The organism is Streptomyces sp. UW30 (assembly GCF_008042075.1).
GTDB lineage: Bacteria > Actinomycetota > Actinomycetes > Streptomycetales > Streptomycetaceae > Streptomyces.
Genome location: NZ_RDBN01000043.1, coordinates 268,125 through 282,830, shown reverse-complemented (window position 1 = coordinate 282,830; position 14,706 = coordinate 268,125). Strand labels below are relative to the sequence as shown.

General features: G+C 70.9%; 15 protein-coding genes. 7 read left to right on the top strand and 8 right to left on the bottom strand.

What is annotated here, in order from left to right:
• Positions 1-15 precede the first annotated feature (15 nt).
• Together EAO75_RS31645 and EAO75_RS31640 are read left to right on the top strand one after the other, a co-directional pair.
• A complete protein-coding gene (locus EAO75_RS31645; RefSeq protein ID WP_147998574.1) occupies positions 16-879 on the top strand; it encodes an Fpg/Nei family DNA glycosylase in 864 nt (287 codons plus the stop codon).
• Between the two features lie 83 nt (positions 880-962).
• A complete protein-coding gene (locus EAO75_RS31640) occupies positions 963-1,664 on the top strand; it encodes a hypothetical protein (RefSeq protein WP_147998573.1) in 702 nt (233 codons plus the stop codon).
• A gap of 20 nt (positions 1,665-1,684) precedes the next feature.
• Here the strand turns inward: EAO75_RS31640 and EAO75_RS31635 are convergent, their stop codons facing one another.
• The 3 genes from EAO75_RS31635 to EAO75_RS31625 form a co-directional block, all read right to left on the bottom strand.
• Positions 1,685-2,338: an anti-sigma factor family protein gene (locus EAO75_RS31635; RefSeq protein WP_147998572.1), complete on the bottom strand. Its 654-nt coding sequence runs from the start codon at positions 2,336-2,338 to the stop codon at positions 1,685-1,687.
• Between the two features lie 151 nt (positions 2,339-2,489).
• The gene (locus EAO75_RS31630; RefSeq protein ID WP_147998571.1) at positions 2,490-3,005 is read right to left on the bottom strand and encodes a hypothetical protein; all 516 of its coding nucleotides are present in this window, start codon (positions 3,003-3,005) and stop codon (positions 2,490-2,492) included.
• A gap of 146 nt (positions 3,006-3,151) precedes the next feature.
• Positions 3,152-3,697 (bottom strand): sigma-70 family RNA polymerase sigma factor, encoded by a 546-nt coding sequence (locus EAO75_RS31625; protein ID WP_147998570.1) that lies wholly within the window; start codon positions 3,695-3,697, stop codon positions 3,152-3,154.
• Between the two features lie 213 nt (positions 3,698-3,910).
• Between EAO75_RS31625 and EAO75_RS31620 the strand changes: the two genes are divergently transcribed.
• Positions 3,911-5,056 carry a CapA family protein gene (locus tag EAO75_RS31620; RefSeq protein WP_147998569.1) on the top strand — a complete coding sequence of 382 codons (1,146 nt, stop codon included), beginning with the start codon at positions 3,911-3,913 and terminating at the stop codon, positions 5,054-5,056.
• A gap of 1 nt (position 5,057) precedes the next feature.
• On the opposite strand, the gene EAO75_RS31615 is transcribed toward EAO75_RS31620, so the two are convergent.
• Positions 5,058-5,534: a MarR family winged helix-turn-helix transcriptional regulator gene (locus EAO75_RS31615; RefSeq protein ID WP_147998568.1), complete on the bottom strand. Its 477-nt coding sequence runs from the start codon at positions 5,532-5,534 to the stop codon at positions 5,058-5,060.
• Positions 5,535-5,591: 57 nt separating this feature from the next.
• On the opposite strand from EAO75_RS31615, the gene EAO75_RS31610 reads away from it, so the two are divergent.
• Positions 5,592-6,419, top strand: coding sequence for an alpha/beta fold hydrolase (locus tag EAO75_RS31610; RefSeq protein WP_410092497.1), 828 nt, complete (start codon positions 5,592-5,594; stop codon positions 6,417-6,419).
• A 72-nt stretch (positions 6,420-6,491) separates the two neighbouring features.
• Here the strand turns inward: EAO75_RS31610 and EAO75_RS31605 are convergent, their stop codons facing one another.
• Positions 6,492-6,953 carry a universal stress protein gene (locus EAO75_RS31605; protein WP_147998566.1) on the bottom strand — a complete coding sequence of 154 codons (462 nt, stop codon included), beginning with the start codon at positions 6,951-6,953 and terminating at the stop codon, positions 6,492-6,494.
• An 88-nt stretch (positions 6,954-7,041) separates the two neighbouring features.
• Here EAO75_RS31605 and lysX point away from each other — a divergent pair, with 88 nt between their 5' ends.
• Positions 7,042-10,320: a bifunctional lysylphosphatidylglycerol synthetase/lysine--tRNA ligase LysX gene (gene lysX, locus EAO75_RS31600; protein WP_147998565.1), complete on the top strand. Its 3,279-nt coding sequence runs from the start codon at positions 7,042-7,044 to the stop codon at positions 10,318-10,320.
• A gap of 94 nt (positions 10,321-10,414) precedes the next feature.
• On the top strand, positions 10,415-11,269 hold the full coding sequence (locus tag EAO75_RS31595) for a polysaccharide deacetylase family protein (protein WP_147998564.1): 855 nt from the start codon (positions 10,415-10,417) through the stop codon (positions 11,267-11,269).
• A gap of 37 nt (positions 11,270-11,306) precedes the next feature.
• Here the strand turns inward: EAO75_RS31595 and EAO75_RS31590 are convergent, their stop codons facing one another.
• Positions 11,307-11,969: a class F sortase gene (locus tag EAO75_RS31590; RefSeq protein WP_147998563.1), complete on the bottom strand. Its 663-nt coding sequence runs from the start codon at positions 11,967-11,969 to the stop codon at positions 11,307-11,309.
• Between the two features lie 332 nt (positions 11,970-12,301).
• Between EAO75_RS31590 and EAO75_RS31585 the strand changes: the two genes are divergently transcribed.
• Positions 12,302-12,799, top strand: coding sequence for a hypothetical protein (locus tag EAO75_RS31585; RefSeq protein WP_147998562.1), 498 nt, complete (start codon positions 12,302-12,304; stop codon positions 12,797-12,799).
• Positions 12,800-12,917: 118 nt separating this feature from the next.
• Here the strand turns inward: EAO75_RS31585 and EAO75_RS31580 are convergent, their stop codons facing one another.
• Both EAO75_RS31580 and EAO75_RS31575 read right to left on the bottom strand, forming a co-directional pair.
• Positions 12,918-13,430 (bottom strand): hypothetical protein, encoded by a 513-nt coding sequence (locus tag EAO75_RS31580; RefSeq protein WP_147998561.1) that lies wholly within the window; start codon positions 13,428-13,430, stop codon positions 12,918-12,920.
• A gap of 238 nt (positions 13,431-13,668) precedes the next feature.
• Positions 13,669-14,433, bottom strand: coding sequence for a DUF4239 domain-containing protein (locus EAO75_RS31575; RefSeq protein WP_147998560.1), 765 nt, complete (start codon positions 14,431-14,433; stop codon positions 13,669-13,671).
• Positions 14,434-14,706 lie beyond the last annotated feature (273 nt).

Genomic DNA, 14,706 nt, shown 5'->3' with positions numbered 1-14,706 from the left:
TGGCACTCTGGACGTATGCCGGAACTCCCCGAGGTGGAAGCGCTCAAGGACTTCCTGACCGAGAACCTGGTCGGGCACGAGATCGTGCGGGTGCTGCCCGTCGCGATCAGCGTCCTCAAGACGTACGACCCGCCGGTCTCCGCAGTCGAGGGCCATGAGGTCACCGCCGTACACCGCTACGGCAAGTTCCTGGACCTGGAGACGGCCGACGGCCCGCATCTGGTGACCCATCTGGCCCGCGCGGGCTGGCTCCACTGGAAGGACCGGCTCCCGAGCGGTATGCCCCGCCCCGGCAAGGGCCCACTGGCGCTGCGCGTCGCCCTGGAGACCGGCGCCGGCTTCGACCTGACGGAGGCGGGCACGCAAAAGCGCCTCGCGGTGTACGTCGTCCAGGACCCGCAGCAGGTCCCGGGCGTGGCCCGGCTGGGCCCGGACCCGCTGGCCGACGGCTTCGACGAGGCGCGCTTCGCGGCGCTGCTGAAGGACGAGCGCCGCCGGCTCAAGGGCGCCCTGCGCGACCAGAGCCTCATCGCCGGAGTCGGGAACGCCTACAGCGACGAGATCCTGCACGCGGCCAGGATGTCGCCGTTCAAGCTGGCGGCGTCACTGACCCCCGACGAGACGCGACGGCTGTACGAGGCGCTGCGGACGACCCTGACCGAGGCGGTCGAACGCTCGCGCGGGCTGGCGGCCGGCCGCCTCAAGGCCGAGAAGAAGAGCGGCCTGCGGGTCCACGGCCGCACCGGCGAACCCTGCCCCGTCTGCGGCGACACCATCCGCGAGGTCTCCTTCAGCGACTCCTCGCTCCAGTACTGCGCCACGTGCCAGACGGGCGGGAAACCGCTGGCGGACCGCAGGATGTCGCGGCTGCTGAAGTAACTCCGTACGGCTGCATTGCACGGCGGCTGTACTACTTGGTCAAACCCTCGTGGCGGCCAGTCGTAGCGCTCTACTGTCGCCCCATGGTTGAGGCGCTTGTGGGAACGACCGGCGGAATCATCGCCGCGCTGATCGGCGCATGGGCGGCGTTACGGGCGCGGCGTCCGCGCGAAGCCGAGCTGGAGCTCGTGGACGTATCTGCCGGACAAGGGGAGTCCACCCTGGTCCACAGCTGGGAGGGGCGCTATGACGCCGCCGACACGTGGTCCCATGTCGTCGTTCTGGATGTGAAGCTGCGCAACCGGGGCGGCAGTACCGCGGTCCTCAAGCGGCTGGAGCTGGAAGTGGAGGAGGCCGGCTCATTCGGCTTCAGCCGGATGGAGTTGATGGCGGCGATGCCCTCGTCCGCGACGTACGACATCGAACTGTCGCCCCCTCGCTGGCCCTACCACCCCGTGCGGGAGAAGGCCCTCTCCCAGGTCATTCCAGCGGGCGACGCCGACCGGTTCGAGATCCGCCTGCATGTGACGGCGCCGGACCGTATCCGCGAGCTCTACCGTCTGCGTTTCGACCTGTTCTACAACGGCGACGACCGGCGGGTCTGCGCCGGGCCGATCGCCGTTGCATTCCCCCGCGCGCCCCTCGCGACCACCGAGCCCGAGTGCGCGCGGATCATCGACATCCTGGCTCCGGCGCGGTTCATGTCGCCGGAGCTGCGCAGCACGCTGCAAGCTGCCCGGGCCCTGCTCGCCGAGCGGTCCGAGCCCTCCGATCTCCGTGAGTGATTCCGGGATCCACGGATTCGCTAACGCGGTTTGAGCGTCACCAGATGCTCCCCGTCGGCCGTGCGCACCTCATAGCGCACGATCTCGTCGGAGTGCATCGCGGACGCGCCCGTCATGGTGTTCTCGCGGGCGTCGTGGTGGGCCACGGACCAGCTGGTCACGGTCTCCTCGGAGCCGTCCCGGCCGATGGCGATGAGATGGCAGGGGCGGGGGCCCGCACCGTCCTTCACCTTCAGCTCCACCTGGCTGCCGTACATCTCGTTCTCGGTCGTGACCTGCGCCCACACCCCGGACCGATCGTCGGTTGCCTCGACGATCTGAACGGATCTGTCGTCGCCGCCCGCCATGATCGCGACGCCGGGTGCGGCGAGGGCGATCACGACCGAGGCGGCCACGGCGTACAGCGTGCGCCGGCGCCGGGCGCGGTGGCGGACCGCCACCGCTTCGAGCAGCCGGTTCAGCATCTGCGGGCCCGGCTTGGCCATGGGGTGCACGAACTGGGGCGTGGACCGCCGGTACAGCATCAACTGGCGGGTGATGGGCCCGAACTCGGTCACGTGTGCCGCACAGCGGGGGCACTCCATGAGGTGGTCCTCGAAGCGGAATGCCTCCGCCTCGTTCAGCACGCCGAGCGCGTACGCGGCGACGTCGCGATGCCTCTCCAGGGACCTCATGCCGAATCCTCGTGCCGTTGGGTGTGGGGTGTGTTACTCCTTGCGCCCACTGGTACGCACCAGACAGTCGAATCACTCAAGGCCTATACAGAATCGCAACCAAGGGATTCGGAGCGGTCGGCGTCGAGGATTGGTCCGAGAGGGAAAGAACTCAAAAAAGATGGATGGCGAGGTGTCCGAGCGGCAGTCCGAGCTGCCACGCCGGCGTCCACACCTTCGGTCCCTCGTCCTCACCGACCAGCGCACCGCCGCCCGGCACGGCGTTCAGGTCGGGCGCGAGCAGCTCGGTCTCCTGCAGCCAGCGCCAGGCCGCCTCGGCCAGCTCCAGGTCGGGCGCGGGCCCGCCGGACTCGGCCGCCTCCTTCGCGAGGCTCGCCATGCGCTCGCGCACCCAGTCCTGCCACGGCTGGTCGTAGGCCGTCAGCGACAGCCAGGTCTCCAGCTGGGTGACCACCCGGATGCCGGAGAGCTCGCCGTCGGTGTCGGACAGGAAGATGGTCAGCGCCAGGGCGTCACGCCCGGCGCGGAACTCGAAGGACGTGGGCGGCATGAGATCGCCCGTGCGCAGCAGCTCGTCGGCGATGTACTCGGCGTACAACCACGCCATGGGGACGGTCAGTTCACCGCCACCGGTGCCGTCCGTGCTCTCCTGACCTCTGTGCAGCATCCCTTCCTGCCTTCCTCCGGTGAGTGCGTCGCCCTACCCCGGGGCCCTGGGCCCTTGCCCAATCCGGAACACGGATGAGGACAGCCGATTACTCAACCGGGGTATTCAGCAAGGCGCTTTACGGAGGTTTGACTCAGCCGTCGGTTTCACTGCAGGTCGGCTGCGTACCCCGGAAGCACCCGGCGCAGGGCGCGCAGCGCATAGTACGCGCGGGACTTCACCGTACCGGGCGGAATTCCAAGTGTTTCCGCGGCCTCCGCAACACTCGCCCCTCGGAAGTACACGAGCACCAGGACTTCACGGTGCTCGGGAGTGAGAGTCTTCACAGCCTCGCGGACGTCGAGCATCTCGGCGGCCCGCTCGGCGTGGTCGGAGATCACGCGCGCGTTCTCCAGGATCGCGTCCCCGACCTCCGGCGGCCGCGCCTGCCGCGCCCGCCGCGCGTCGATCGCGAGCCGCCGCCCGACGGTCAGCAGCCAGGGCCGCACCGAGTCGAAGTCGTCGGCGCGCAGGGCCTCGGGATGCTGCCAGGCGCGCACCAGCGTCTCCTGCACCAGGTCCTCGGCACGCTGCCGGTCGCCGTCACAGAGCCGGAGCAGGAGCGCGAAGAGGGGCCGGCCGTGCTCGCGCTGCAGTGCGGCGAGCTCGTGCTCGGCGGTCGTCCCGTTCGTGAGGGTGATTCCGGCCGTCATGGCCGTATGGCATCGCAGGTGGCAGCTCTCGGACAGGGAGCACACACGGATCTGCGGCGGACGGTCGATCGCGTCGGCGAACGGTTCGACGAACGGTCCCTTCCGCAAGGCGGGGCGAGCCGGACGGGCTAATGGAAACGGCCGGATTGTTTGCGAGAGTGCCATATTTCGTACCTATTTTGGTGCGTATATACGACCACGAGGGGTGAGCTGATGATCGCACGCAGTCGGCTTGTGGCCATCGCCGTCACGGCCATGCTTGCCGCAGGTGCCGCCTGCCAGGCCCACAACCGCGAGGCCTCGGGGCGCCCTGCCCCCTCCGCCGGTCCCCGAGGCTTCACCCTCGTCGCCTCCGGCGACGTCCTCCCGCACACCGCCATCAACGATCGCGCGCGCTTCGACGCGGGCGGCAAGGGGTACGACTTCCGCCCGATGTTCGCAGGCGTGCGATCCGTGGTCTCCCGCGCCGACCTGGCGCTGTGTCATATGGAGACCGTCTACGGCGAGAACGGGGACTACACCGGCTACCCCCTCTTCAAGTCCCCGCCGGAGGTGGCCCGGGGCATCGCCTCGGCTGGTTACGACGGCTGCTCCACCGCCTCCAACCACAGCCTCGATGACGGCGCCGCCGGCATCCTGCGCACCCTGAACGCCCTCGATCAGGCGAAGGTGCGGCACGCGGGCACGGCCCGCACCTCGGGAGAGGCACGGGGCGTGACCGTCCTGCGCGCCGGCCAGGCCAAGATCGCGCACCTGGCCTACACCTACGGCGTCAACGACTTCCCGCTCCCGCCGGGGCAGCCCTGGGCGGTCAACCTGATCGACCGGGAGAAGATCCTGGCCGACGCCCGCGCCGCCCGGAAGGGAGGTGCCGACGTGGTCGTCGTGTCGATGCACTGGGGCACCGAATGGCAGGACGACCCCGACGAGGACCAGTTGACCCTGGCCCGTGAGCTCACCGCCGCCCGCACCGGCGACCGCCCCGACATCGACCTGATCCTCGGCACCCACGCCCATGTGCCACAGGCCTACGAGAAGGTGAACGGCACCTGGGTGGTCTACGGCATGGGCGACCAGGTCGCCGGCGCGATGTACAACCACCAGGGCGTGCAGGACCCGCGCGGCAACGAGTCCACCCTCGCCCGCTTCACCTTCACGCCGCCCGCCCGGGTCGGCGGCCGGTGGGAGGTGGCGAAGGCCGAGTACGTCCCGCAGTTGTTCGACATCGACGCCGGCCGGGTGCTCAATCTCAACCAGGCCATCGCCAAGGGCGCCGAACTGAGCGGCGTGCGTGACAAGATCCGGGACGTGGTGCTGAGCCGGGGCGCGGGCGAGGACGGGCTCGTCATGGGGGAGTAGGTCAGTCCACGTCCCCGCCGTGGTCGAAGGTCTTCAGCATCTGCTTCAGTACGCGCGCGCACGCCTGGAGCTCGGCTTCGGTCAGATCACCGCCGACCTGCCGGTTCAGGGCGTGCTCGCGCGCGAGGATCGCGGTGATGACGGTCTCGCCCTCGGCCGTGATCCGGATCAGCGAGGACCGCTGGTGCGCGGGGTTGGGGGTGGCCTCGGCCCAGCCCCTGGCCACCGTGTCGTTGACCATGCGCTGCACGAACTGCCGGGTCAGTGCCATGACCCGGCCCATCTGGGGCACCGTCATGGGCCCGTATCTGTGCAGCAGCACCAGCACGGAGCGCACGCCGACGGACACCCCCTCGACCTCTTCGCCCTGTTCGAGCTTGCGCAGCCCGCGCCGGTAGAGCGCGCCGATCAGGTCGAACACCTCGCTGATCCGGTGGCCGAGTTCGTCGGGGGAGAGGGGCTTGTCGGAGTCGGTCACCGGGCCATCATGACACCTTGGTTGCCAAACCGCTCCGAAGATGACACCTTGGTTGTCATGACGACAGTGATGAACGCTTCGGATCTGCGCTTCTTTCCCTCTGCCGACGGCGACCTCGCCTACCTCGACACCGGTTCCGGGGACCTCGTGGTTCTCGTCCACTCCGGGTTCGTCGACCATCGGCTCTGGCACGCCCAGATCCCGGCCCTCGCCGCCGCCGGACACCGCGTGATCGCCCTGGACGTACGCGGTCACGGCTCCTCCGCCAACGCGAGCAAGCCCTTCCGCTGGGCCGACGACGTAGCCGGCCTGCTGCGCCACCTCGACGCGGGCCCCGCGGTCCTCGTCGGCCTGTCCATGGGCGGGCTGGTCGTCACCAACACCGTGCTGGAGTACCCGGAACTCGTCCGCGCCGTCGTCACCTGCGGTGCCGCGACCGGGGAGTTCCGGTACACGGATCCCTTCAACCGAGGCCTACAGGCGGAGATGGCGCGCACCCTGGCCGCCGGGGACATCGAGGGCTGGCTCGAGGCCTTCGAGCAGGTCCTGCCCGGTCCGGGGCGGACCGTCGACGACGTCGACCAGGACAGCCTGCGCCTGATCCGGGACCTGGCCCGCGGCACGCTGTCGAAGCACACGCCGGGCGAGAAGGACTGGTTGGTGCCCGTGGCGGACACCTTCGCGCGTGCGGCGGACATCACCGCCCCGCTGCTCGCCCTCAACGGCGGCCTGGAACCCGCCGACATGCTCGCCGCGGCCGAGCGGCTCGCCGCCACCGTCCGCGACGGCCGCACCGAGGTCGTCGACGGGGTCGGCCACTACCCGAACCTGGAGAAGCCGGGGGTCTTCAACAAGATCCTGCTCGACTTCCTGCGGAGCCTGTGACTCCGGGCGATACCCGTCGCCCGCACACGGTGGCTGACGGTGGCGCCGCAGCTCGTGCGCCGGGGACGCGAGCTACGGCACCACCGTCACCGGCCACCGCCCCGCCTTGACCAGCCGAATCGCGACCGAACCGACGATCCGGTGCCCGGCCTGCTCCGAGGCGCCCACCACCACGGCGTCCGCCTTCAGGTCGTCCGCCGCCGTCACCAGCCCGTTGTAGGGGTCGCCCTGGAAGGTGTGGAACTCCCAGCGGACGTCGAATATCCCCTTGAGCCGCTCGGCCGCGTCCCGGATCTGGGCGATCAGATCCTCGGCGATCTCGCTGGTCGTGTCCGCGACCGGGGCCCCGAGCGCCGCGCCCGCCGTCATCACCGGCTGCACGTACACAATGGCGAGCAGGGCGTTCTGCCGCCGGGCGAGGCCTCCCGCGTACGAGGCCGCGCGCATCGAGGAGTCCGAGCCGTCCACTCCGACCACGATGACCTTGGGCCCGTCCGTGCCCCGCTCGAACTGGTGCGAGTGCTGTTCCGTCACGAACAGGAGGCTATCGGAAGCCGCAGGTCCCACCGCCGGCCGGGACGCTCGACGGGCGAGGAGGCCGGGGGCTTCCTACAGTCGGAACATGAGTGCCACCGTGGAGGCCGCGCGGGACAAGGACGTCACGGGCCCGGCACGGCCGCCCGGACACGGCCTGATGAGCAGGGTGCCGGAAGGTTTCGCGACCTTCTTCGGCGCCCTCGGACTGCTCTGCGTCCTGCTCGCCCTCATCCCGCCGCTACGGGTCGCGCTGCGCCCGGTCGTGCGTGCCCTGGACCAGATCATCGTCCCCGTCAGCGCCAACCTCGCCTACGCCGTCTTCCTCTTCCTGCTCGCCGCCGCGACGGCCGCCCGCAAGAAGATCGCCTGGTGGCTGGTCGTCATCTATCTGGGCCTGCTCGTCCTGTCCGACATCCTCGGCACGGTCGTCGGCGACTACGCCGACTCCGTCCCGTCCCTCATCGTGTGCGGCCTCGCCCTCGCCCTGCTGGTCGTCGCCCGGGGGGAGTTCTACGCCGCCTCCCGCAGAGCGGCCGTACGAAGAGCCCTCGGCGTCCTGCTCGTCGGACTCGTCATCGGCATCCTGGTCGGCTGGGGCCTCGTCGAACTGTTCCCCGGCACGCTGCCGCAGAGCCAGCGGCTGGCGTGGGCCGCCGACCGGGTCTGCGGCGGCCTGGTCTCCGGCACCACCTACGACGGACGGCCGCCCCGCCCCCTGTACTTCCTGCTCGGCCTCTTCGGCGCGCTCGCTCTCCTCAACGCCGCCGCGACCCTCTTCCGCTCGCAGCGCATGGAGGCCGCCCTGCACGACGACGAGGAGGCCCGCATCCGCGCCCTCCTCAAGGCCTACGGCGAGAAGGACTCCCTCGGCTACTTCGCCACCCGGCGCGACAAGGCCGTCGTCTTCTCGCCCAGCGGCAAGGCCGCCGTCACCTACCGCGTCGAGGCCGGCGTCTGCCTCGCCAGCGGGGACCCGGTCGGCGACCGGGAGGCCTGGCCGCACGCCATCGCCGTCTGGCTGGCCGCGGCCCGCCGGCACGCCTGGGTGCCCGCCGCGATGGGCGCCTCCGAGGACGGCGCCACCGCCTACGCCCGTGCCGGACTCGGCGCCCTCCAGCTCGGCGACGAGGCGGTCCTGCGGGTGCAGGAATTCGACCTCGACGGCCGCGACATGCGGGTGACCCGGCAGGCCGTCCACCGCGTCCGGCGCACCGGCGCCCACTGCCGTATCCGCCGCCACTCCACCCTCGGTGAGGCGGAGATGGAGGAGGTGGTCCGCAAGGCCGACGCCTGGCGCGACACCGAGACCGAACGCGGCTTCTCCATGGCCCTGGACCGCCTCGGCGACCCGGCCGACGGCGACTGCCTCCTCGTGGAGGCCCTCGGCGAGGACGGTCAGCTGCTCGCCCTGCTCTCCTTCGTGCCCTGGGGCAAGGACGGCATCTCCCTGGACCTGATGCGCCGGGACCGCGGTGCCCCCAACGGCGTCATGGAGTTCATGGTCGCCGAAGTGTGCGCCGTCGCACCCAAGCTCGGCATCCGCCAGATCTCCCTGAACTTCGCGGTCTTCCGCTCGGTCTTCGAGGAGGGCGCCCGCATCGGCGCGGGACCCGTGCTGCGGCTGTGGCGGCGCCTGCTGCTGTTCTTCTCCAAGTGGTGGCAGCTGGAGGCCCTCTACCGCTCCAACGCCAAGTACCAGCCCCAGTGGTTCCCGCGCTTCATCTGCTACGGCGAGGCCGCCTCCCTCGCCCGGATCAGCCTCGCGTCCGGCATCGCCGAGGGCTTCGTCTCCGTACCGTCCCTGCACAAGCTCCGCAGAAAGGGGCACCCGAGGAACGGACCGCGCCCCGCCACCACCGAGGGACTGCCCTCGCTGGCGGCGCTCGGCCTCGAAGGAGGGGACGAGGCCGGGGTGGCCGGGCCGGATACGGGCCTGCCCGAGCAGGTCCGCATCCGGCACCACACCCTCGACCGGCTGCGCGCCGAGGGCATCGACCCCTACCCGGTGGGCATCCCGGCCCGCACCCACGCCCTCGCCGAGGTCCGTGCGGGCGAGCAGGTCACCGTCGCCGGCCGGGTCATGCTGGTCCGCGACTTCGGCGGCCTCGTCTTCGCCGTGCTGCGTGACTGGTCCGGCGACCACCAACTCGCCCTCACCCGCAAGGACTCCGGCGCCGCCCTCGACCGCTTCACCGCCGACACCGACATCGGCGACCTCATCAGCGCCACCGGCCTGGCCGGCACCAGCGACAAGGGCGAACCCACCGTCTTCGTCACCTCCTGGCAGCTCATCGGCAAATGCCTGCGCCCCCTGCCCGACAAACGCCGCGGTCTCGCCGACCCCGAGGCCAAGGTCCGCATGCGCTATCTCGACCTGGTCTCCAGCCCCGCCGCCCGCGACACGGTCCGCGCCCGCTCCACCGCCGTCCAGGCGCTGCGCCAGGGCCTGCTGCAGCGCGGCTACCTGGAGGTCGAGACGCCGGTGCTCCAGCAGATCCACGGCGGCGCCAACGCCCGCCCCTTCACCACCCACATCAACGCCTACGACCTCAACCTCTACCTGCGCATCGCCCCCGAGCTGTACCTCAAGCGGCTGTGCGTCGGCGGCGTGGAGCGGGTCTTCGAGCTCGGCCGCACCTTCCGCAACGAGGGCGTCGACTACAAGCACAACCCCGAGTTCACGATCCTGGAGGCCTACCAGGCGTACGCCGACTACGACGTGATGCTCGACCTCGTCCGCGAGCTGATCCAGGGCTGCGCGAGCGCCGCCTTCGGATCGCCGATCGCGCACAAGGACGGCAAGGAGTACGACATCTCGGGCCAGTGGCCGGTCAAGACCGTGTACGGCGCGATCTCCGAGGCGCTCGGCGAGGAGATCGACCCCGACACCGAACTGCTCAGACTGCACCGGTACTGCGACCGCGCAGGCGTGCCGTACATCGCCGAGGACGGTCACGGCGACGTCGTCCTGGAGATGTACGAGCGGCTCGTCGAGGAGAAGACCCAGCTGCCCACCTTCTACAAGGACTTCCCGACCGACGTCTCCCCGCTCACCCGCCAGCACCGCCTGGACCCCCGGCTCGCCGAGCGCTGGGACCTCGTCGCCTTCGGCACCGAGCTCGGCACCGCCTACTCCGAGCTCACCGACCCCGTCGAACAGCGCCGCCGCCTCACCGCCCAGTCCCTGCTGGCCGCCGGGGGAGACCCCGAGGCGATGGAACTCGACGAGGACTTCCTCGACGCCCTCGAATACGCCATGCCGCCCACCGGCGGACTGGGCATCGGCGTCGACCGGCTGGTCATGTTCCTCACCGGCCTGACGATCCGGGAGACCCTGCCGTTCCCCCTGGTGCGCCGCCGCTGACCGCCTGACGACAGCTGGTCCGCGCGAGTGCATTCGCTCACCCGTTCCGGTGTCGCACTGGTGCGCCGCTCTCTCGCCGGGCGACTCATCAGACATGACGAAGGATCAGCTGCCCCCGCGTCTGCTCACCCGACGCCGCGCGCTGCTCGCCGGCGCCGCCGCCGTCGGAGCCGCCGGCACCGCGGGCCTGTTCACGACGTTCACGGGCGACGAGCCCGTTCACCGGGCCTCCCCGGCCCCGGCCCAGGGCCCCCAGAAGCGCAGCGCGCTCAAGCCCTCCTCGTACCGTCTCCAGCCCCTGACGGGGTACGGCCCGCCCAAGGCGGCCCCCCGCCGCACCCTCGTACGCCGTGAACCCATGCTCCAGGTGTCCGCACGCGGCCGCACCATGGTGCTGAGCTTCGACGACGGCCCCGACGCCCGCTACACCCCACACATCCTGGACACCCTGCGCGAGTACGACGTCCGCGCGATGTTCTTCGTGTGCGGCGAGATGGTCGCCGACAACAAGGACCTCGTGGCCAGGATGGCCGACGAGGGCCATGTCGTCGGCAACCACACCTGGTCCCACCCGCTGCTCACCCGGCTCAGCCGCGGACGGGTCCGGCGGGAGATGGAGCGCACCTGCGACATCATCGAGGAGTCGTACGGTGAGCGCCCCGCCTGGTTCCGCGCCCCCTACGGCGCCTGGAACCGCGCCGCCTTCCAACTCGGCGCCGAACTGGGCATGGAACCGCTGGCCTGGACCGTCGACACCCTGGACTGGACCACCCCCGGCACCCGCACCATCGTGGGCCGGGTCGAGGACGGCGCCGCCCCCGGCGTCGTGGTGCTCTCGCACGACGCCGGGGGCGACCGCTCCCAGAGCGTCCGCGCACTGCGCGCCTATCTGCCGCAGCTGCTGGACGCCGGATATCACGTCACCGTCCCCCGACGGCATTACGCGTGACGGCTTTCGCCGCCCGGTCGGGGAAGGCTCGGAGAGCTCAGCGGACCTCGACCAGGCTGGCGAAAACGACGACGTTCCCGTCATATCCGGTCTGCTTGGAGAAACCGCCACCGCAGGTGATGACCCGCAATTCCGCGGTCCCCTTGGAGGCGTAGACGCGGTCTCCGGGGAAGTCGTCCTTCTGGAACACCTCGACGCCGTAGATCTCGAACACGGCCGTCTTTCCGTCCTTGCGGACGACCTCGACGCGATTTCCCTTCGCCAGCGAGCCGAGACCGTAGAAGACGGCGGGCCCCTGAAGGTTGTCGACATGGCCGACGACCACCGCGGTGCCCTTCTCGCCCGGCGAGACGGAGCCGGTGAACCAGCCCGACAGATTGGGGTCCTCCGGGGGCGGCGCGCCGACCCAGCCGTCCAGGTCCAGGCCGACCGGGATCGCCGGCGCGTCGACATGGATCGCGGGGATGCGCACCCGGTCCGGCAGGGCGAACGGCAGCGGCCGCGCGGCCCGGGAGAACACCGCGCCGGGCAGCTGCCGGTCCGCGGCGGCCGCCGAGGCGGGCTGCGGCGGGCCCTCGTCGAACTCCCCGGATCCGTTGCGGACGAGCGCGAGACCGGTCAGCAGGACAAGCGCTATCACGCCCCAGGGAGCACGCTTCCTCCGTCGCTCCTCCTCTTCGGCCAGCTCGAAACCGGACATTCGACTTCCCCTCTCGACGCGGCCGTCGCCACGTCATTCGCGCATACGAAAACGCTAAGTCCCGCAGGCGAAACCGGCGACGGGGCAGAGACGAACGGGTGGCCCGAACTGATTCGGTGCGCCATCCGAGTTGCCACCGGCCGGAAAATTCTGACGGTCCGTGACCTGCGACAATTCCGATTGTGGGGTTGTCCTCCGGCGTGTCCTCTCACCAGGACGGACCATCGCCGAAATGCGGCCTCGGGCACGGCAACTGAGGGTCTTTCTGGGAGGCGCTTTCTCGCCGATCGATACCGGGGACGGTACCCGGGGCGTCTTCCGCGGAGGATCACATGCGAAGCACTCGTACCCTGGCGGTCGCCGCCACCGCGGTCGCCGCCCTCGGTCTGGCCGCCCCGGTGGCCGCGGCACGCGACGGCATGCCCGTCGGCCCGAGCAACATTGTCGCCCTGCCCAGCGTCATCGCCCGCGGCGGGCAGCTGACCATCACCGTCGACGGCTGCCCGCAAGGCGGCACCGCGACCTCGGACGCCTTCCGGCCCACGACGTTGACCCCGGTCGGCGGCAGCACGGCCAAGGGCACCGCGACGATCGACCGGAACGCGAGGCCGGGTTCCCACAGCATCACGGTCACCTGCAGAGGGGCGGGCCGGCCCCTGACCCACCCCAACGCCTTCTCCGTCATCGGCGGCGTCCGCGGCGGCCTCGGCGGCAGCACGTCCACGGGCGCGACGCCGACCGACATGGCCATCGGAGGCGGACTGATCGCCGTGGCCCTCGTCGGCGGCGGGGTGTTCTGGATGCGGCGGCGGGCGGAGAAGCGGATCTGACGCGCTGTCCGGCGTGAACCGCCGACAACGGGAGACAGGCCGCACGTGCGCAGACCTTCGCCCCGGCCCCCTTCATGGGGATCCGGGGCGAAGGTCTGCGTGTGCGGCTGCCGGTGTGTCAGGCGTCGTCCTCGCCGGTGCCGCGCCGGGAGAGGTGGTACGCGGTGCCGAGCGCGGCCGTGATGAGCGCGGCGCCCAGGCCGATCTCCTTCAGGTCCAGTCCGGCGAAGGTGCCGCCCTCACCGGCGTGCGCGCCGTGCTCCGGGTGATCGGGCCGGTCCGGCCGGTCCGGCCGGCCGCCGGCGATGGTGAGATCGACGCTCTGCCAGAAGGTGCCGCAGTAGAACGACACCTCATGGACGGTGCCAGGTCTGGCGTCCCGGTCGACCCTGGCCCAGGCCGTCGTCCGCCCCCGGTGGATGGTGACCGTGTCGAAGACCCCCGACGAGACGGTCACACTCTGCTCGCACCCGGTCGCGCGCAGCCGGACGTGTTCGCCCGGATCGACGGTGGTGGGCCGGACACTGGCCCAGAAACCGGAGTTGTCGCCCTGCGCCTGCGCGGCGGGCGCGGTCACGGCGAGGGCGCTGACGCCCAGCAGGGCTGCAGAAGCGACGCGTATCGCACGCATGGTGTGTCTCCCGCTCCCCGAGGAGCAGTCGCGGACCTTTTCCGCTTGCGCCAGAAATGCACCTCGGTGATCGAAACGCTAGGAAGGTGCGCACACCCGCGCGATCGGTGTCGTCCGAATGGGGCAAGCGTGTGGGCCGCTCAGGGGACGGCGTTCGGGCGACCGGGGGACGGCGGCGGCGTGGCGGGTTCACATCGAGTGCCGCCGCGGCCGTCGCCGCCCCCGGAGTGAGGGCCCGTCAGCCCCCGGCGTGGGGGAACAGCGCGAGGAACGGTTCCGCCGACGCCGTGACGCCACGGCTGTAGGGATCGTCGAAGTCCCAGATGAGGAAGAGCAGGAAGGCGATCAGCGCGGAGAACAGCCCGGCGAGGATCAGCTCACGGGCCGTGCGCCGGATCTGCAGGGCGAACACCATCCCGATGGTGACGACACCGCCGGCCAGCAGTCCGAACCACACCACGCCGGGCATGGTGTCCCCGGTCGAGTTCGCGCGGGCGTTGCGCGCCTGGTCGGCCGCGGTCACCTGGTCGAGGACCGGCTGGTAGGCCTGCGCCTCGAAGTCGTTCCTCGGCTCGTAGTCCGTCACGTCCTCGCGTACGCGCTGAAGGAGCTGCGTGCCGCGGTCGGTGACGGAGCCGTGATCCATCATGGTCTTCCACTCGGTGGTGACGACGTGTCCGACATAGGCGTTGACATCGTCCCGAATGCGGTCGCGGACGTCGGCCGGATACACCCGGACCCGCTCCGAGACCTCGTGCAGCGCCACGGCCTCCGCCTGGACATGGTCCTGGGCGGCGCTGCGGGCCTCCCACACGCCGGCGATGGCCAGGCCCAGCACGATGGCGTACACCACGCCGATCCACATCGTCATGTACTCGATGACGTCGGGGGTCTCGGAGGGATCCTCGTCGTCGGGCGCCGTGCGGTGCCGTACGAGGGTGATGATGACCACCACGGAGCAGGCGGCCAGCATCGCGAGGGTGAGAACAAGCCATTCCGGCAAGAGGGACCTCCAGGATCAACGCGGACGGAGCGCGGCGACGGCGGCGATGGCGGGCACCGCGATGAGCAGGACGAAGGTGAGCGGAGCGGGGGCGGAGTCATGCGCCGCCCGCTTGTGCGGGGCGGCCCGGTAGGGCGGGTAGTGCACAGGGGTCGCGGACGGACTCGGGGCGTGCCTGGCCGACGGCTTCGGCGTGGGCGTCGGGGTGGGTGTCGGCGTCGGGACCGGCCGCGGGCGTGGCGGCGCGGGCCGCGGAGCCGGCTGCGCCGGGGC